Source organism: Streptomyces sp. NPDC056480 (genome assembly GCF_042795405.1).
GTDB lineage: Bacteria > Actinomycetota > Actinomycetes > Streptomycetales > Streptomycetaceae > Streptomyces.
Window position 1 is genome coordinate 1 of the sequence record NZ_JBHTSA010000001.1, and the last position, 18852, is coordinate 18852.

Consider the following 18852-nt stretch of genomic DNA (forward strand, 5'->3'; position numbering starts at 1 on the left):
CCGCACACCCCCACCGAATGGGGTCTGGGGGGCTCGTTTTTTTTTATACGCCACCGCCGCCGGCCCTGTGAACAGGGCCGGCGGCCTTTTCCCTGCGGTCACCAGGTCAGGGCGAGGGCGGCGACGGCGGGCGCCATGTAGACCAGCGGGAAGGGCGCGTGGCCGTAGGCGCGGGCGCGGAGCACGGTGATCACGGCCCCGGCGAAGTACAGGATCAGCCCGATCGCGGCGAGGGTTCCGATGACCGGCACGAAGAACCCGACGACGAGCCCGACGGCCCCCGCGGCCTTGGCGGCGCCGAGCCGGTTCCACCAGGCCCGCGGGACGCCGTACTGGGCGAGGGGCTCGACGACGAACTTCGCCCGGAAGAAGATCGAGGCCCCGGAGAACCCGGCCATGAACGCGGCGACGGCGGTGACGACGACGGCGGTGGTGGACATCTCGGTGAACATCGCGGGCTCCTCGTCCGGTGATCGTCCGCCTCGACCGAGCCGGACACAGCACTGACGGGGCGGGGCGGGGAAGTGTGACGGCCCGCGCGAGGAACTTCAGCGAACCCGGTTCGCGGGTGACGACATTCGTACAAGACCGCTGACCGGCGCCCCGCGCACCATCACTCGCATGAATGCGTACGACGCAGAGCACGCACAGGGAATGCACGTGGTCCACGACGGCCCCCGGCAGGCGCCACCGCTGCTGCTCATCCACGGATCGGGTGCCTCCGGCGGCTCCTGGGGCCCGGTCGTCCCGGCACTCGCCGGCAGCCGTCACGTCCTCCGGGTCGATCTCCCCGGCTGCGGCCAGTCACCTCCCGCGGCCTCTTACGACGTCCCCGGTCAGGCCCTCCGCGTGGCGGCCCACCTCGACCGCCTCGGCCTCGGCCCCCTCACCGTGGCCGGACACTCCAGCGGCGGCTACGTCGCCACCGCGCTCGCCGAACAGCGACCCGACCTGGTGCGGTCGATCGCGCTGATCAGCACCGGCCCGAGCCTCGGCGCGCTGCTCCCGCAACCGCTCGTCCTGCGCGTCCTGCTGGGCCCGCCGCTCGGCCCTCTCCTGTGGGCGAGGCGTTCGGACGCGATGATCCGCAAGGGGCTCGGGGCGACGGCCGCGCGTCCGGTGGACGTCCCTGACGACATGGTCGCCGAGATGCGGGGCACCGCGTACCGCACGTTCAGGACGGTGCTGCGCCGGGGCGCGGAGTACCTCGCCGAGCGGAGCGTGCCCGACCGTCTCACCGCCCTCGGCCTGCCCGTACTGGCCGTCTTCGGCACCGCCGACCCCCGGTGGGAGCCGTCGTCGGTGCACCAGTACGACGCCGTGCCGAACGCACGGGTCGAGCAACTCCCCGGCGTCGGGCACCTGCCCGTGCTCGAAGCCCCCGAGGCGACCGGCGGACTGCTCCTCGACTTCACGGCGGCGGACCGCTGACGTACCGCCCGCGACGAGGCCTAGGCTGGTCCCATGCCGCCGACAGGGGCACCACTCGACTGGTCGCTCGTGGACATCGCCGTACCCCGCCCGTCAGGCCGTCTCCCGGGGATCGGCATGGCCGGGTTCCGTCACCGCGCTCCGGAATCCGTGGACATCGCGATGGTCGCGCACCCCTCCGTCACCCTGCTCGTCGACCTGAGCGAGGGCGAAGGCCTGGTCCACCGCACCCCCGGCCGGGAAGTCCTCGGCAGCGCCGTCACCGGCCTCCTGCCCGGCGCTCTCCGGGCGGGCGGCCGGGCGAGCGAGTGCCTCCAGATCCGGCTGGACCCGGCCGCGGCGGCCGCGGTGCTCGGGATGACGACCGAGCTCACCGGGGCGGTGGTGTCCCTCGCGGACGTCTGGGGCCGCGACGCCGCACGAACCGAGGACAGGCTGCGCGCCGCCGCGTCATGGGACGAACGGTTCACGATCGCGGCCGACCTCATCGGCCGGCGGCTGGACACCCGCCCGCCGGTCGCCCCGGAGGTCGCCTTCGCCTGGCGGCGGATGCGGACCAGCCGGGGGCGGGCCCGGGTCGAAGGCCTCGCGGACGAGGTCGGCTGGAGCCGGAAGCGCCTGTCGGCCCGCTTCCGGTCCCAACTCGGCATCACGCCCAAACGCGCCGCGCAGCTGGTGCGGTTCGACCACGCCGCCCGCCTCCTGGCGGCGGGTCACGCCGTCGCGGGCGTCGCGGCCGAGAGCGGCTACGCCGACCAGTCCCACCTTCACCGCGAGGTCAGGTCGTTCACCGGGCTCACACCCACGGCAGTGGCCGCCGCACCGTGGCTGGCGATCGACGACATCGCGTGGCCGGCCTCGTCGACCCCTTGACGACGGACGTCGGTGTACGTCAGTGGCCGACCGCGTACGAGAGGAAGCCCGCCCGGGCGGCGGTGCAGGAAGCTGATGACGGGCGGGCAAAGGAGCAGCGCTAGGGAGCGTCAAGCCCTTCTCAGCAGTCCCCGGAGCGCGTCGACGGTCGCGTCGGGCGTGAGGGCCTGCGACCGGAGGATGCCGTACCGCAGTTCCAGGAGGCGGAGAGTCCTCAGGTCGGTGACCGGTCGCTCGCCGGACACGGCGGACGACCGTCCGACCGCCGTGCCGTCTTCGAACTTGATGACTTCCAGGCTCGACAGGCCCACATGTTCCACCTGCTCCAGCGGCATCATCTGAATCTCGACGTGCCTCAATTCGGCCACGTGCAGTAGGTGTTCCAGCTGGCGACGCAGCACGTCCCGACCGCCCAGCGGGCGGAGGAGTGCGCATTCCTCCAGTACGAAACTCAGCTCGGGCGCTGGACTCCGATCGAAGACCGCCTTGCGGGCCATACGCGCCGCCGTGTACCAGTCGACCTCTTCCGGTGTGTACACCGGCCGCCGCATCAGGAACAGACCTCGCGCGTACTCGGGCGTCTGAAGCAGTCCGTGGATCGTGAGCGGGTTGTAGAGCTGCATCTCCACCGACCGGGCTTCCAGCTTCGCCAGGGCCCGGTCCTGCTTCGGATAGCGGACCTTCGCCACGTCCAGCTTCATGGCCGAGATCAGCCCCGCCGCCCCCAGGATCTCGTCCGCCCTGTCCAGGAACTCGGGACGTGGAATCCGCTTCCCGCTCTCGATCTTGTAGATCATGTCCTCGCCGTACCCGACGGCACGCGCGAACTCGGCGGCACGCATGGTCGCCGCTTCGCGCCACAACCTCAACTGCCGTCCCACCGTGGTGATCACGGCAACGCCCCAGTCGTCGACCTGGTCAACCTCCCAGGTGGGTTCCCTCATCGGCATCCCGCTTCCCCTCCCGCTTCCTTTCCACTCTGCCGCGACATGGCTTCGGACAGGCCCGGACAGCAGTGGACAAGCTCCGGACAGTGGCTCTACGCATCGACGTCGTCGCTGTTCACGGTAGCCAGGAGCGGCCACGCTCGGTGACGTGAATCAGCAGAACGTGACGCAAGTCCACGCACCCGCACGCCACTTCAGCGTGCTCCTGTCCCCCACGCCCCGAGGGGCCCGGCTGGCCCGGCTGCTCGCCGTCGCGTGGATGCGGGACCACGACGTCCCGTACGGGCTGACGGAGTCGGCGACCCAGGTCGTCGCCGAACTGGCCGCGAACGCGGCGACGCACGGCCGGGTCGCCGGCCGGAGCTTCCGGCTGGTCCTGCGGTCACGGCCGGACACGCTACGGATCGAGGTGACGGACACGCGGGGCGAGGATCTCCCACGCGCCCGACCACACCGCCCCGAGGGCGATTCGGGAAGGGGCCTGCTCCTGGTCGAGGCACTGGCCGACCGGTGGGGCGTCGAGCTCGGTCCCGTACCCCGGAAGACCGTCTGGGCGGAACTCGACCTGCCACGCCCCTGACCGCGTCTGACCTGCACAAAGGGCCTGGTCACCGGATCCCGTGATCTCGGTCGCCGGTCGGTTGGACGGCCTCCCAAAGAAACGACCACCGGGGGAAAGAAACCGAACCAAACCCCACCCCTCCTCCCCGTTCGGACCGGTCTCACTCGCGCGGGTGAATATGCCAACTCAGCTGGCTTTGGGGTGGGTTGCCTGATCTACGCTCTGCCCAACAGATCCGGACGCAGACATGCGTCGGCCCTCGCCGGGACGGCAATCCCAATGCGAGGGCCTGACCACCAAGGAAGCAGCCCTTCCCGATGGATAAAGAAAACCGTAGCGCCCAGGCGCCCGCCCTGTCCGGTGACGGGGCCAAGAACCACCCTTCCCGGGGTACTTCCTGCGGAGTGGTGCACGAGAACACGCATCACTCCACTCACTTCACGGTCGTCGGCAACCACCTCGCGCAGCACACGGACCTCTCGCTGACGGCGATCGGACTGGCGACGCACATCCAGTCGCTGCCGGCCGGATCGCCCGTGGACATCAGGTCGTTGGCCCGGCGCTTCCCGGAAGGCACCACGCGGATCGCCGCCGCCCTGCGCGAGCTGGAGGCCCACGGCTACCTGCGCCGCACCAAGGAACGCACGGCGGCCGGGCGGGTCGTGACCCGCACGGTCTCCTGCAACCGGCCCGGCCGCACGGGCGGCGGCCCCCGCCGCACGAGCGCCCCGCCGCCCCGTCCCACCAAGGGGGACGGCCCCCCTCCGAGGCCCGGGGCGGAACCTCCGCCACGACGGCGCGAGCAGCGCGAACCCCGCCGACGGGCCGCCCTGCCGGCCGTACCGGAGCCCGTGTACCCGACGCCGGATCTCGTCCAGACGGCGATCGGCGTCCTCTCCGGCCTCCGCCGCACCGATCCGCGGCTGCTGATCTCCGCGACGGACGCCGAGCACCTCGTCCCGGGCGTCGCAGCCTGGCTCGAACGCGACCTCACCCCCGAGGACGTGCACCGCGCGCTGACCACCGCCCTGCCGCTGGAGCCCCTGCGCCGGCCTGCGGCCCTGCTGGCCCACCGCCTGGCGGCCCAGCTCCCACCCCTACCGCCCTTCCGCCCTCCGCGCGACCAGGCCACCCGGCACCCCCTCCAGAACTGCGACACCTGCGACCGCGCCTATCGAGGCACCGAACCGGGCACCTGCGCCGGCTGCGCACCCAGCCCGTGACACTCCGAGGAACCGCCATGGTCAACCCGCCCCACGAGGCGTTGCACCGGATCTTCCAGCACGACCCCATGCTCTTCAGCCGCCTGTCACGGCAACTGGGAATCCGGCTTCCCACCCCTGTGGAAGCCGTCCTCCTGCCCACCGATCTCACCGAGACGAGACCCGTCGAACGCCGCGTGGACACCCTCCTGAAGCTCGACAGCGCGGCGAAGGGCTCCCTGCTCCTCGCCATCGAGTCCCAGGGCAAGAGGGACCCCGACAAGCACGCGAGCTGGGCGTACTACGCCGCCTACCTGTGGTCGAAGTACCGGCTGCCGACCGCTCTGCTCGTCGTCTGCCAAGACCGGGCCACAGCCGAATGGGCCGGGCAGGAGGTGGCGAGCGGGCCGCCCGACATGCCTACCCTCGTCATCCGCCCCACCGTCGTGGGCCCGCACAACATGCCGGTGATCACCGACCCGGTCAGGGCCCGGGGAGACCTGGCGCTGGCCACCCTGGCGACTCTCACCCACGCGGGCGATCCGGGCATCGGTGACATACTGAAGGCACTTTCCACCGCACTGCGCGACCTGCCCGAGGACGTCGCCGACCCCCTCATCGAATTCACCGCACAGGGGCTGAGCAAGCGTCCGGCTCAGGAGATCTGGAGGAACCTGGTGGCCACGGACCTCTCCTTCTACAAGTCGTACCTCTCGGAGGAAATCCGAGACGAGGGCCGGACCGAAGGCCGCGCACAGGCCAGCGCCGACGCCATACTGCTGGTCCTGGAACAGCGCGGCCTCGACGTCCCCGACGACGTCCGCGCCCGCGTCACTGCCTGCGACGACCTCGAGACACTGCGCCTCTGGCTCACCCGCGCGGTCACGGCAGCCACGGCCGAGGAGATCTTCGCGGACGAGTAGGACCGGCGACCGAATGTAGGGAAGGGGCCTGGGGACGACGTCGTCCCCCGCCCCCCCGGGCCAAGCCCACCCCGGAGCCGGCCCCCCGCGCCAAAGGAAGAAGGGAGGGGGGGGGGGCGGCCCCCCGCCCCCCCCCCGCCCCTCTCTCCTGCCGCTCCCTGGAGCGGCCACCGGGCGCAAACGGATCCGGTTCGGACCCGACCGAATCGAACACAAGCTCGTTGCTCATGTGAACGAGCGCATGGCAGCATGCGTGGGTGAATGACAACGGGGGCGGGGGACCGAAGTCCCACCAGGTTTCAAGACTGTCGGAGTTGGCGGAAGCGCACGTCGAAGTGGCGCGGCCGGACCTGGAGACGACTCCGGAGGACCCGGCCGCGCGGGCCGTGCCGCAGGCGGAGCAGGCCGACGGGATCGCGGAGGCACGGCGCCGGTTTGCGCGGTTGCTCGGCGAATTCCGGCGTACGGCCGTGCTGGTGCCGTTCGACGACCAGGACAGTCTGTGGACCGCGGACTTCAACGGGGTGCGGTGGATCTGCGCGTTCTCGGACGAGGAGGCGCTGGGGAGGTTCGCGGCGGCCCGGGGAGACGCCGGGCGGGAGTGGACGTACCGCACGATCCTGGGCGCGCGGCTCCTCGACGTGATGGTGCCGATGCTGCCCGGCCCGGGCGGAGTCGCGCTGGACGCGGGCAGTGCGGACGGCATGGTCTTCCCGCCGGTGGCGGGCATCGTCCCGGACGAGGCGGCGGTGGACCTGGCGGACACGGTGGATCTCGGGGGAACGGGGACGCGATGAGTGGGAACACGCCTGACCTGGCGGCGCCGGCGGCGGCGCTGACGGAGATAGCGAAGGGCATCGACCTGGCGCATGCCGAGCTGAAGGAGCTCGGGATGATCGGGGAGGCGTCGACGGGCCGCGGCTTCTCCGATCTGGCCCTGTCCGGACTGGAGTTGGGGCACGGAGGCCTGACGTCGGAGTTCGACACCTTCTGCAGCCGATGGGAGTGGGGCGTACGCGCACTCACTCTGCGGGGGAACGGCTTCGCGCAGGCGGTCGGCCTGTCGGCGGGCTCGTTCGCGGAGCAGGAGCAGTACATCAAGGACTCGATCAAGATCGGTGTGAACTCCCTCAACGGGAACCCGCACCTGTCCGAGGACGAGGTCAAGCAGAAGAGCTGGGACAGCATCCGCGACCAGCACATGTGGGACGGCGCGGACTGGAGCGGGGAGTCGTTCAGCGAGGCTCACGACGAGGTCAAGCAGACCTGGAAGAACACCACGTACGACGTGGAGGACTCGATGCTCGACGGACTGGAGCGCTCGGGTGTGATCGACTCGGCGACCCGGGACGGAGCGGACCAGCGACTCAAGGACCTGCTTGATCCCGACCAGGCGACCGTCGAGCAGGCCGAGCAGCCGCGCTGGGGGGAGAACCGCTGATGGTGGACTGGGGAGGTCTGGTCGACAAGGGCATCGACAAGATCGGTGACGGCATCGACAAGGGCAAGGAACTCGTCGGCGAAGGCGTCGACTATGTGACCGACAAGGCCGGCCAGGGCCTGGACAAGATCGGTGCGCACGACATCGCGGACTCGGTCGAGGACTGGGGCGACGAGACCGCGTCCTCCCTCGGCGCGCAGGTCGGGGAGCAGCAGCTCGGGCAGACCGAGGAAGCGAACGAGCTGATCCACGGGAAGCCGGAGAAGATCGCCGAGGCGGTGAAGAACCTCCGGGACTTCCAAAAGGCGTTCGACCTGGTCGGCAGCGGCATGCGGAAGCTGGACTCGGGTCACTGGAAGGGCGAGGCGGCCGACGCGTTCCGGGAGAAGTTCTCGACGCTGCCGACGGACTGGCTGCACGCGGCGGACGCAATGGAGAACGCTGCCAAGGCCCTGGAGACGTACTCCAAGGCGGTGGTGAGCGCGCAGGGCAAGGCGCGCGAGGCGATAGCCCTCTACAAGGAGGGCGACGGGGACTCCAAGGCGGCGGTCGACACGTACAACAAGAAGGTCGACGCCTACAACGCGGCACGCACCGGGGACAGTCCGCTGCCGGACCCCGGGCCCTTCTCCGACCCCGGCAAGGCCAAGCGGCAGCGGGCCAAGGAGATCCTGAGCGACGCGCGGAAGGCCCGCGACGAGGCCGGGGACACCGCGAAGGCGGCCGTCGGCGCCGCCCTCGCGCACGCGCCGAAGGAACCGACGGGCCGCGAGCGGGCCAAGCTGGAGCTGATGGACTACGGCCTGGGGCAGGGCATCGAACTGGCCCACTTCGGCGGAGGCATCGTCAAGGGCACGGCCGGGCTGCTCAACTTCGTCCGCTCGGTCAACCCGGTGGACCCGTACAACCTGACCCACCCGGCGGAGTACTACAAGGGCGTCAACATGACGCTCGCCGGCCTGGTGTCCACGGCGGCGAACCCGGACCGGGCGCTGAAGAACGCCTGGGAGGCGGCGAAGGGAGACCCGTCGGAGTTCTTCGGCCGACTGGTGCCGGAGGTGCTGGGCACGAAGGGCGCGGGAGTGATCCGGGGAGGGCTGCGCGCCGGGCTGAAGGACGCGACGAAGCACCTGCCGAACGAGAACAAGCCGGGCGGCAGCCGGGGGGACCAGGAGAAGGATCCGCACTCCAACGGCAAGACCTGCGGCCAGACGGCCTGCAAGAACGACCCGATCGACATCGCGACGGGCCGCATGCTGCTGCCCCAGACCGACATCACCTTGCCCGGCTCGCTGCCGCTCGTCTTCCGGCGCACCTTCGACTCCTCGCGGCGCTCGGGCCGCTGGTTCGGGCCGGCGTGGTCGTCGACGGTCGACCAGCGGCTCGAGATCGACTCGGAGGGCGTGGTCTTCAGCTGCGACGAGGGCAGCCTGCTCGCCTATCCGCACCCGGCGCCCGGTGTCCCGGTCATGCCGACCCACGGCCGGCAGTGGCTGCTGGACCGGGTCGCGGACGGCTATACGATCACCGACCCGGACAGCGGCACGGTCCGGCACTTCGCCGACCACACCGACGAACTCGCGCTCCTGGCCCAGATCGACGACCGCAACGGCCGCTGGATCGCCTTCGAGCACGACGAGACGGGCGCCCCGACGGCGATCGTGCACCACGGCGGCTACCACCTGAAACTCACGACGAGCGAGGGCCGGGTCACCGCCCTCCACCTCGCGGGAGCTGCGGCGGATGGCTCCGACCAGGAGCTCCTGCGCTACGGCTACACAGATGGCCACCTGACCGAGGTCACCAACTCTTCGGGGCGCCCGTTGCGCTTCGGCTGCGACGAACACGGCCGCATCACGTCGTGGACGGACACGAACGGAAGCCGCTACGACTACGTCTACGACGACCGGGACCGCTGCACCTACCAGTCGGGCACCAACGGCCACCTCGAAGCCACCTTCACCTGGGACGGCATCGACCCGGCGACGGGCCTCCGCCTGACGACGTTCACCGACGGCCTGGGGAACACCGAGCGTCACCTGGTCAACGACCGTGCCCAGGTCGTCGCGGAGATCGACGCACTGGGCGCGGTCACCCGCTTCACGTACGACAGCCGCAACCGACTCCTGTCCCGGACGGATCCACTGGGGCATGTCAGCTCCTTCACCTACGACGAGCAGGGCCGCCTGACGCTCCTGGAGCGTCCGGACGGCCGCCAGGCGCGGGCCGAGTACGACGCCGACGGATTCCCGATCCGCATCACCGGCACCGACGGCAACGTCACGCGGCAGACCTTCGACGAGCACGGCAACCGCACGTCGGTGACGGACCCGTCGGGTGCCCGCACGGAGCTCGCGTACGACGATTCGGGCCGGCTCACTTCGGTGACGGATGCGCTCGACGCGGTCACCCGGCTGGTCATGGACGCCCGTGGCCTCCCGATCGAGGTCACCGATCCACTGGGCGCCACGACCCAGTACATCTACGACGCCTTCGGCCGTACGGTCCAGGTCACCGACCCCCTGGGCGCGGTCACCAGACTGGAATGGACCGTCGAGGGCCACCCGTCCCGGCGGACGGCACCCGACGGCACGACGCAGTCCTGGTCATACGACGGCGAGGGCAACTGCCTCAGCCACACGGACGCCATGGGTGCCACGACCCACTTCACGTACACCGACTTCGACCTGATGACGTCCCGCACGGGCCCGGACGGTGTCCGCTACGAGTTCTCTCACGACGCGAACCTGCGGCTGACCCGGGTGACCAACCCGCAGGGTCTGACCTGGGACTACGCCTACGACCCGGCGGGCCGGCTGGTCGCCGAGACGGACTTCGACGACCGGACGCTGAGCTACGGATACGACGCGGTGGGCCGCCTGGTCTCCGGATCGAACGCTGTCGGCCAGACGATCCGCTTCGAGCGCAACGCCCTCGGCCGGGTCGTCCGCAAGGACGCGGAAGGCGCGGTCACCACCTACGAATACGACGTCTTCGACGAGTTGGCGGCAGCGAGGGGGCTCGACGCGGCGCTCACCCGTCTCCGAGATCGCTACGGCCGCCTCGTCTCGGAGACCGTCAACGGCCGGACGCTCTCGTTCTCGCACGATGCCGTGGGCCGGCGGACTGGGCGGACGACACCGGGCGGTTCGACGAGCACATGGTCGTATGACGCGGCGGGCCGCCGGACCGAACTGACCGTCTCAGGAAGAACACTGGCCTTCACCCACGACGACCTCGGCCGGGAAACCACTCGCCGCATCGCCGATTTCGCTCTCCTGGAATCGTCGTTCGACGCGATGGGCCGCCTGACCGCTCAGGAGGTCACCGGTGATTCGGGGCGCCGCCTCCAGCACCGGGCGTACACCTACCGCGCGGACGGTGGACTCGTCGGCATCGACGACGCGCTCTCCGGTGACCGCCGCTTCGATCTGGACCCGGCAGGCCGCGTCACGGCCGTCCATGCACGCGGGTGGACGGAGCAGTACGCCTACGATGAGGCCGGCAATCAGACAGAAGCGTCCTGGCCGGCAACCCACCCGTCGCAATCCGCGACAGGTGCGCGCGCCTACCAGGGCACTCGGATCGTCAGCGCGGGTGGCGTCCGCTACGAACACGACGGCCAAGGCCGCATCATCCTGCGCCAGAAGACGCGCCTCTCCCGGAAGCCCGACACCTGGCGCTACGAGTGGGACGCGGAGGACCGTCTCACCGCGGTGACGACACCGGACGGCACGGTCTGGCGGTACGCGTACGACCCCCTGGGCCGCCGCATATCCAAGCAATCTCTGCTGGAAACCGTCCACTTCACCTGGGACGGGGCCACTCTCTGTGAGCAGACATCCGAGGACGTCACCCTCACCTGGGACCACGCGGGCCTACGTCCCCTCGCCCAGACGGAACGCCGAGCCGACTCCACTGACGAACGCTTCTTCGCGATCGTCACCGACCTGATCGGCACCCCGACAGAACTCGTCGACGAATCAGGCAACGTGGCCTGGCGCACCCGCTCCACGCTCTGGGGCACCACGACCTGGACCCGCGACGCCACTGCTTACACACCGCTCCGCTTCCCGGGCCAGTACTTCGACCGTGAATCGGGACTCCACTACAACTTCTTCCGCTACTACGATCCGGAATCAGCCCGCTACTTCACCCCGGACCCCCTGGGTCTGACCCCTGCCGACAACCCCGTTACGTACGTCGGCAATCCGCACACGTGGAGCGATCCACTCGGACTCACTCCCTGTCCTCCTCGGGTCGAGGGCGGTGGCTGGGACCTCAGAGGGGACGCAGACCCGCTGAGCATCATCCCGAAGGACGCCGTCCAAGAGCCTTGGAAGCCGATCCCGGGTGGTGTCGAGCACGGCATCAAGTGGAAGTGGACGGACGACGTCACGGGCAAGACGGTGCGTATGCGCGTCCACGGCCCCGACCTCGGCCCACACGCTGGCCCCAACGCCAGCAGCGGTCCCATCTATCGCATTCAGATCGGACACCAATTCCAAGACGAGGCAGGCCATCTCTACCATGCGAAGATCGGAAACCCGAACAGTCCGAACTACAATGAGACGGCGATCAACGACACCCACATTCCGTGGCCCAGTAGTCTCCCGATACCGTACCCAGAATGAGCCGGAGGACGTAAAGCATGGAAAGAGCGTATTACATCGACTTCCTCCGAGACCTCCTGGACCCCGACGAATCGGTGCGCACGGACGCGAGCGACCGCGTTCAGGACTTCGTGAATCTCCTCTCCGAAACCCAGGCCAGAGTGGCGGGCGACTTGATCGCCATGCTGGCTCCGCACACGGAGTCCCGGGGGGCACTGGAAGCTCTCCTGCACGCGCTGACCGATCTCGACGGGTGCGGGAAACTCGAAGGCGTCGATCTCTCGCCTCTGGGGAGCATCCCAAAATCCGCCATCTTCGTGGAACACCGCGAGTATATGGAGGAATTCGCCCCGCACATCCCCGGCGGCGAGTGACGACTACGCGATAGAAGAATCGCGTCACCTGACTGGAAGAAAGCGGTGGGGCCCGGAATCCGTATGGTTTCCGGGCCCCTTCAGCTACCCAAAGACGATCGACTACCGCGCCGCGTCCGGGTGGACCGCGTCCGTGATGTCGACCGTCTTCTTCTCGACCGGCTTGCGGAGCTGGATGTTCAGCTCGCGCAGGCGGGACTCGTCCAGCTCCGTCGGGGCGCCCATCAGGAGGTCCTGGGCGTTGCCGTTGAGCGGGAAGGCGATGGTCTCGCGGATGTTGGGCTCGTCCGCGAGGAGCATCACGATGCGGTCGACGCCCGGGGCGATGCCGCCGTGCGGCGGGGCGCCGTACTCGAAGGCGCGGAGCATGCCCGCGAACTCGTGCTCGACCGTCTCGCGCGAGTAGCCCGCGATCTCGAAGGCCTTGAACATGATCTCGGGCTCGTGGTTCCGGATCGCGCCCGAGGAGAGCTCGATGCCGTTGCAGACGATGTCGTACTGCCAGCCGAGGACGTCCAGCGGGTCCTGGGTCTCCAGGGCCTCGAGGCCGCCCTGCGGCATCGAGAAGGGGTTGTGCGAGAAGTCGATCTTGCCGGTCTCCTCGTCCTTCTCGTACATCGGGAAGTCGACGATCCACGCGAAGCGGAAGACGTTCTCCTCGAACTGGCCGGCGCGCTTGGCGGCCTCGACCCGGACCGGGCCCATGATCTTGGAGACCTCGTCGAACTCGCCCGCGCCGAAGAAGATCGCGTGGCCGGGCTCCAGACCGAGGCGCTCGGTGAGGACCTTGACGTTCTCCTCGGTGAGGAACTTGGCGATCGGGCCGGTGAGGGCGTGGCCCTCGCCGACGCGGACCCAGGCCAGGCCCTTCGCGCCGAGGGAGACGGCGAAGTCGCCGAGCTGGTCGAAGAACTTGCGCGGCTGGTCGCCCGTGTTCGGGACGGCGAGCGCGCGGACGTGCTTGCCGGCGAAGGCCTTGAACTCCGACGCCTCGAAGACGTCCGAGATGTCGACGAGTTCGAGGTCCGTGCGCAGGTCGGGCTTGTCGTTGCCGTACTTCAGCATCGACTCGCGGAACGGGATCCGCGGGAACGGGGAGGTGACGTGGCGGCCGCCGCCGAACTCCTCGAAGAGCTCCGTCATGAGCTTCTCGATCGGCTGGAAGACGTCCTCCTGCTCGACGAAGCTCATCTCGACGTCGAGCTGGTAGAACTCGCCCGGCGAACGGTCCGCGCGCGCGTCCTCGTCGCGGAAGCAGGGCGCGATCTGGAAGTAGCGGTCGAAGCCGGAGATCATCAGCAGCTGCTTGAACTGCTGCGGCGCCTGCGGCAGCGCGTAGAACTTGCCCGGGTTCAGACGGGACGGGACGACGAAGTCGCGGGCGCCCTCGGGGGAGGTCGCGGCGAGGATCGGGGTCGCCATCTCGTTGAAGCCGAGGGCCACCATCTTGGAGCGGATGGAGGCGATGACGGCGGAGCGCAGCATGATGTTGCGGTGCATGCGCTCGCGGCGCAGGTCGAGGAAGCGGTACTCCAGGCGCCGCTCCTCGTTGACGCCGTCGTCGGCGTTGATGGTGAAGGGGATCTGCTTCGCGGCACCCAGGACCTCGACCGTGGCGGCCTCGATCTCGATCTCGCCGGTGGTGAGCTCCGGGTTGACGTTGTCCGCGCCACGGGAGACGACCTTGCCGTCCACGCGGACGACGGTCTCCTTCGTCAGCTTGTCGAGGACCTCGGCCGCGGCGGTGCCGGGCCGGGCGACGAGCTGCGTGATGCCGTAGTGGTCGCGCAGATCGATGAAGAGGATGCCGCCCAGGTCGCGCCGATTGTGCAGCCAGCCGCTCAGCCGGACGTCGGTGCCGACGTCAGAGGCGCGGAGCTCGCCGCAGGTGTGGGACCTGTACCGATGCATCGTCGTTCATCCAGTCTTCGGGATCTGTGGTCGTGGGGCGCCGCCCTGTGGCCCCTGTCACAGATGTCACAGGACACACGGGCAGACCCACCCAGAGTACCGGCCGGGCCAAGATCGGTTTTCGAATACGCTCAGTGGCGATCTGGTGTCCGATATTCATAAAGTGGGGCAATGCGCACCGAGGACGTCCTGGCCGCGATCGCGACCGGCCTGTGGCGCTGGGACAACGCGTCCGGGATCGTCTCGCTCGACGCCGAGGCCGCCCGGCTGCTCGGGCTGCCCGCGGAACCCGTTCGGCTCACCGAGGCGGCCGTGCGCGCGCGTTTCCATCCCGTCGACTGGAACGAGATCGACGGGGTCGTGAACCTCGCCGTCGCCGAGGGGACGCTCGCCGAGGCGCGGCTGCGGATCATGGACGAGCACGGCCGGGTGATCCGTACCGTACGGAGCAGGTCGAAGCCCCTCATCGAGGGAAACGACTACCAGCTGGTCGGCACCCTCCAGGAGGTCGCCGAGCAGGTGCCGGGGACCGCGGCGCACACCCCCATCACGGGCGACTGGCGCCGGTCCCGCGAGGCGTTCCTCCTCGACGCCGGGCGGGCGCTCGCGGAGGCCAGGTCGACGGCCGAGGTGCTGCGGGTGGCCGCCTCCCTCTCGATGCCGGGGTTCTCGCCGGACGGGCTCGCGGTCTTCGGGGTGGCGGGCGACCGGCTGACGGTCATCGGCCACCACGGGCACGGCGAGGGCGACGAGGGGCCGTTCTCGTCGATGTCGCTCGACACGGACTACCCGGCGGCCGAGGTCGCGCGGACGGGACGGGCGATCTATCTGCCGAGCCCCGACGAGTACCTGCGCCGCTTCCCCGTGACCTGGCCGCTCGCGCAGCGCTTCGGCCGCCGTTCCTGGGCCTTCGTGCCGCTGGTCGTCGCCGGCCGCACGATGGGGGCCTGGATGGCGGCCTTCAAGCATCCGGTGGCCTTCACCCCCGACGAGCGGTCGGTGCTGACGACGGTCGCCCGGATGCTCGCGCAGGCCCTCGCACGCGCGGGCGTGGCCGAGTCCGAGCGCGAGCTGTCGCTCGGACTGCAGCGGACGATGATGCCGGTCCTCGGGCCGGGGATCCCGGGCATCCAGGTGGCCGCGCGGTACGTGCCGACCGGCGGCGGGCTCCAGGTCGGCGGTGACTGGTACGACATGATCCGGCTGCCCGGCGGCACCTCCCGCACCGGCGGGCGCGGCGCCGGGCGGATCGCCCTCGTGATCGGCGACGTCCAGGGCCACGACGTGCGGGCGGCCGGTCTGATGGGGCAGCTGCGGATCGCCCTGCGCGCGTACGCCTCCGAGGGCCACCGGCCCGACGCCGTCCTCTCCCGCGCCTCGCGCTTCCTGTACGGGATCACCGACGGCGACGACGGGGAGGGCGAGGCCGGTCCGCGCTTCGCCACCTGCCTCTATCTGGAGGTCGACCTGGAGAGCGGGACCGTCGACATCGCGCGGGCCGGGCATCCGGACCCTGCGGTACGGATGAACGACGGAACGGTTCTCCTGAGGCCCACCGCGGGCGGTCTGCCCCTCGGCATCGACCCCGACACCGACTACCCCACCACCCGGCTCACCCTGGAACCCGGCGAGACCCTGATGATCTGCACCGACGGCCTCCTGGAGACCGGCGGGCACGACCTCGACACCGGCTGGGAACGGGTCCGCGCGCTCCTGGAGTCCCACGACGGCGAGGATCTGGAGGCGCTCGCCGACAGCCTCGTGGAGGCCGTCCACGGCCCCGGCTCCCACTACACGACCGGGCCGCTCGCCGACCGCCGCGAGGACGACATCGCCGTCCTGCTGCTCTCCCGCCGGCCCGTCGGCACGATCCCGGAGGCTCCGCGCCGCACCCTGATGACGATCGCGCAGGCGGAGCCGGAACGGATCGCCGCGGCGCGCGAGCAGGTACGCCAGCTGCTGCACGACTGGCGGGACGAGGAGCAGCTCGACTCGGCGGTCCTCATGGTCTCCGAGATGGTCACCAACGTCCTCGTGCACACGGACGGCGACGCGCTCCTCGTCGCCGAGGTCGCCTGCGGGGAGAAGGCCAGGCGGCTGCGCGTCGAGGTCTCCGACGGGAGCGACGAGCTGCCGCACAAGCGGCACCCGGGCGAGATGGCGTCGAGCGGGCGCGGCCTGGTCCTGATGGAGATGCTCGCGGACGCGTGGGGCGTCGACCCTCGCGGCGAGGGCAAGGCGATCTGGTTCGAGCTGAACGAACCGGACTCGGGGCAGGGCTGCTGCGCCTAGCCCGCGCTCGGCCGGGGCCGCGCTCCCGGGTGCGGGCCCGTGTGCGGCGCCGGCGTGTCCGGGGCCGCGCTCCCGTGTGCGGGTCCCTTGTGCGGCGCTCGGCCGGGGCCGCACTCCCGTGTGCGGGCCCGACGTGTGCAGGGCCGGCGGATGCGGCGCAGACTGGTGTCGTACGGCCGTCCGGGGGATCCGCGCGGCCGGGGGACCTTCGTCGGGGGGACCACGGAGCACGCCATGGACACCCACAAGGTCGGCAGCGACACCACCGTGCTGGCCGACAGCCTCGAGGTCCCGGGCATCGGGCACCTGCCGATCAACGCCTACGTCGTCACGGCCACCGAGCCCGTCGTCGTCGACACCGGCGTCTCCCTCCCCGACCGTGACTTCGTCGCGGCGCTCGGTGAGGTCGTCGACCCGGCCGACGTGCGCTGGATCTGGCTGACCCACCCCGACCGGGACCACACCGGCGGCATCTTCGACCTCCTCGACGCCGCCCCGGACGCGCGGGTGATCACGACGTTCCTCGGGGCCGGCGAGATGACCACCGAACGCCCGCTGCCCATGGACCGGGTGTACTTCCTCAACCCCGGCCAGTCCCTGGACGTCGGCGACCGCGCCCTGCACGCCTTCCGGCCGCCGCTCTTCGACAACCCCGCCACCGTCGGCTTCTACGACGACCGCACCCGTTTCTGCTTCAGCTCCGACTGCTTCGGTGGGCCCATGCCGAGCGCGGAGGTCGCGGAGAGCGGGCACGCGAGCGACCTCAAGCCGGAGGACCTGCGGCAGGCGCAGCTGATGTGGGCGACGATCGACAGCCCCTGGGCGCACCTCGTGGACCCGGAGAAGTACCGGGCGACGATCGAGCCGATACGGGAGATGTCCCCGGAGATCGTGCTGTGCACGCATCTGCCGCCGGCCGTACGGATGCTGGACCGGATGCTCGAGACGATCGCGATGGTCCCGGACTCCGACCCCTTCGTGGGCCCCGACCAGGCGGCCCTCGAACAGCTGCTGGCCTCGTTCCAGCCGGACGGTCCGGTGCCGGCCTAGGCGGTCGTGCCCGTCGTGCCCGTCGTGCCCGGAGTGTCGTCGGGGGACTCGCGGGGAGCCCCGTACCGCGTCCGCAGCTCGCCGAGGATCCCCGTCGCCGCGGCCGTCAGCGGTACGGCGAGGAGCATGCCCAGGATGCCGGCGACGGACGCCCCGGCCGTGATCGCCAGCATCACCGCGGCCGGGTGCATCTGCACGGTCCGGCTCTGCACCATCGGCTGGAGCAGGTAGCCCTCGATCATCTGGACGGCCAGGACGATGCCGAGCACCCACAGCGCGATGGCGAAGCCCCGGTCCGCGAGCGCGACGAGGACGGCGATCGCGCCGGAGAGGAAGGCGCCGAGGTACGGGATGTAGGCGGTGACGAAGACGAGCGCGGCGAGCCCCACCGCGCCGGGCACGTCGAGGACGACGAGGCCGAGGCCGATGAGGATCGCGTCGACGAGGGCGACGAAGGTCGTCCCGCGCATGAAGCCCTCGACGGCCTCGAAGGCGCGGCGCGCCATGGCCTCGACGAGGTCGCCGGTGGTGCGGGGGACGAGGCCGCGCAGGGCGCCTGCGGCACGGTCCGAGTCCCGCAGGAAGAAGAAGATCAGGACCAGGGAGAGGGCGGCGGTGGCGAGCATCCCGCCGACGACGCTGAGGCCGGTGAGCACGCCCGACGCGGCCGTGCCGCCGAACTCCTTCAGGAGGCTCTCGGCGTTCTTGGCGAGGTCGTCGAGGGAGGTCCCGGCCGGGCCGAGGTGCTCGGCGATGTCGGCGGCGGCCTGCCGGAGCGAGGTGATGATCTGGTCGCCGGTCTCGATGAGCGCGGCGACGACGATGTACGTGGCTCCGCCGACGACCGCGAGGACGGCGACGACGGTGAGCGCGGCGGCGGACGACCTCCGGACCTTCATCCGGAGCAGGCGCCGGTAGAGGGGCCCGAGGAGCGCGGTGCCGAGGATCGCGAGCAGGACGGGGGTGACGACCGTCTCGAAGACGACGCACAGCCAGATGCCGACGGCGGCGACCCCGGCGGCGAGGAGCAGGACGACGCACCAGGCGGCGACCCGGCGGGCGGGTTCGGGAAGGAGCGGCGACGACGTCTGCACCCGACCACCGGACCATGCCGTCCGGCGTGTCGTCGCGCGCGGACCGACCGTACGGGTGACGGGGCGTCAGCGATGCGTCGCCCCCGGAGCCCGGTGGACACCCACGCGCGCGGACGGGGCCGGGCGCGCCGCCCGACCC

General features: G+C 70.5%; 15 protein-coding genes. 11 read left to right on the plus strand and 4 right to left on the minus strand.

All coding sequences use genetic code 11. The features are described 5' to 3' along the window. Positions 1-98: 98 nt before the first annotated feature. Positions 99-452, minus strand: a complete 354-nt coding sequence (locus ACFQ79_RS00005; protein ID WP_383578232.1) for a DoxX family protein — start codon at positions 450-452, stop codon at positions 99-101. A 169-nt stretch (positions 453-621) separates the two neighbouring features. On the opposite strand from ACFQ79_RS00005, the gene ACFQ79_RS00010 reads away from it, so the two are divergent. Together ACFQ79_RS00010 and ACFQ79_RS00015 are read left to right on the plus strand one after the other, a co-directional pair. After that, on the plus strand, positions 622-1431 hold the full coding sequence (locus ACFQ79_RS00010) for an alpha/beta fold hydrolase (RefSeq protein WP_383578234.1): 810 nt from the start codon (positions 622-624) through the stop codon (positions 1429-1431). Positions 1432-1464: 33 nt separating this feature from the next. Next, positions 1465-2304 carry a helix-turn-helix domain-containing protein gene (locus ACFQ79_RS00015; RefSeq protein WP_383578236.1) on the plus strand — a complete coding sequence of 280 codons (840 nt, stop codon included), beginning with the start codon at positions 1465-1467 and terminating at the stop codon, positions 2302-2304. Positions 2305-2414: 110 nt separating this feature from the next. On the opposite strand, the gene ACFQ79_RS00020 is transcribed toward ACFQ79_RS00015, so the two are convergent. Further along, positions 2415-3248: a helix-turn-helix domain-containing protein gene (locus ACFQ79_RS00020; RefSeq protein ID WP_383578238.1), complete on the minus strand. Its 834-nt coding sequence runs from the start codon at positions 3246-3248 to the stop codon at positions 2415-2417. 151 nt (positions 3249-3399) lie between these two features. Here ACFQ79_RS00020 and ACFQ79_RS00025 point away from each other — a divergent pair, with 151 nt between their 5' ends. The 7 genes from ACFQ79_RS00025 to ACFQ79_RS00055 all read left to right on the plus strand — a co-directional run bounded on the left by ACFQ79_RS00025 (position 3400) and on the right by ACFQ79_RS00055 (position 12366). Further along, positions 3400-3831, plus strand: coding sequence for an ATP-binding protein (locus ACFQ79_RS00025; protein ID WP_383578240.1), 432 nt, complete (start codon positions 3400-3402; stop codon positions 3829-3831). A gap of 299 nt (positions 3832-4130) precedes the next feature. Next, positions 4131-5036 (plus strand): helix-turn-helix domain-containing protein, encoded by a 906-nt coding sequence (locus tag ACFQ79_RS00030; RefSeq protein ID WP_383578242.1) that lies wholly within the window; start codon positions 4131-4133, stop codon positions 5034-5036. Positions 5037-5053: 17 nt separating this feature from the next. Continuing rightward, complete coding sequence (locus ACFQ79_RS00035; protein ID WP_231073346.1) at positions 5054-5938, plus strand: hypothetical protein; 885 nt, start codon at positions 5054-5056, stop codon at positions 5936-5938. Between the two features lie 314 nt (positions 5939-6252). Continuing rightward, positions 6253-6735, plus strand: a complete 483-nt coding sequence (locus ACFQ79_RS00040) for an SseB family protein (protein ID WP_383578244.1) — start codon at positions 6253-6255, stop codon at positions 6733-6735. Then, the gene (locus tag ACFQ79_RS00045; protein WP_375890966.1) at positions 6732-7379 is read left to right on the plus strand and encodes a hypothetical protein; all 648 of its coding nucleotides are present in this window, start codon (positions 6732-6734) and stop codon (positions 7377-7379) included. The genes ACFQ79_RS00040 and ACFQ79_RS00045 overlap by 4 nt, the downstream gene beginning before the upstream one ends. Continuing rightward, on the plus strand, positions 7379-12013 hold the full coding sequence (locus tag ACFQ79_RS00050) for a putative T7SS-secreted protein (RefSeq protein ID WP_383578246.1): 4635 nt from the start codon (positions 7379-7381) through the stop codon (positions 12011-12013). Before ACFQ79_RS00045 ends, ACFQ79_RS00050 begins: the two co-directional genes overlap by 1 nt. Before the next feature lie 17 nt (positions 12014-12030). Next, positions 12031-12366: a hypothetical protein gene (locus ACFQ79_RS00055; RefSeq protein WP_383578248.1), complete on the plus strand. Its 336-nt coding sequence runs from the start codon at positions 12031-12033 to the stop codon at positions 12364-12366. Positions 12367-12468: 102 nt separating this feature from the next. Here the strand turns inward: ACFQ79_RS00055 and aspS are convergent, their stop codons facing one another. Continuing rightward, the gene (gene aspS, locus ACFQ79_RS00060; RefSeq protein ID WP_383578250.1) at positions 12469-14277 is read right to left on the minus strand and encodes an aspartate--tRNA ligase; all 1809 of its coding nucleotides are present in this window, start codon (positions 14275-14277) and stop codon (positions 12469-12471) included. Positions 14278-14448: 171 nt separating this feature from the next. Between aspS and ACFQ79_RS00065 the strand changes: the two genes are divergently transcribed. Then, the gene (locus ACFQ79_RS00065; RefSeq protein ID WP_383578252.1) at positions 14449-16569 is read left to right on the plus strand and encodes a SpoIIE family protein phosphatase; all 2121 of its coding nucleotides are present in this window, start codon (positions 14449-14451) and stop codon (positions 16567-16569) included. A 234-nt stretch (positions 16570-16803) separates the two neighbouring features. After that, the gene (locus ACFQ79_RS00070; protein WP_383578254.1) at positions 16804-17619 is read left to right on the plus strand and encodes an MBL fold metallo-hydrolase; all 816 of its coding nucleotides are present in this window, start codon (positions 16804-16806) and stop codon (positions 17617-17619) included. Here ACFQ79_RS00070 and ACFQ79_RS00075 read toward each other — a convergent pair. Further along, entirely contained in the window at positions 17616-18713 is a 1098-nt protein-coding gene (locus ACFQ79_RS00075; protein ID WP_383578256.1) for an AI-2E family transporter, read from the minus strand. The genes ACFQ79_RS00070 and ACFQ79_RS00075 overlap by 4 nt on opposite strands. Positions 18714-18852 lie beyond the last annotated feature (139 nt).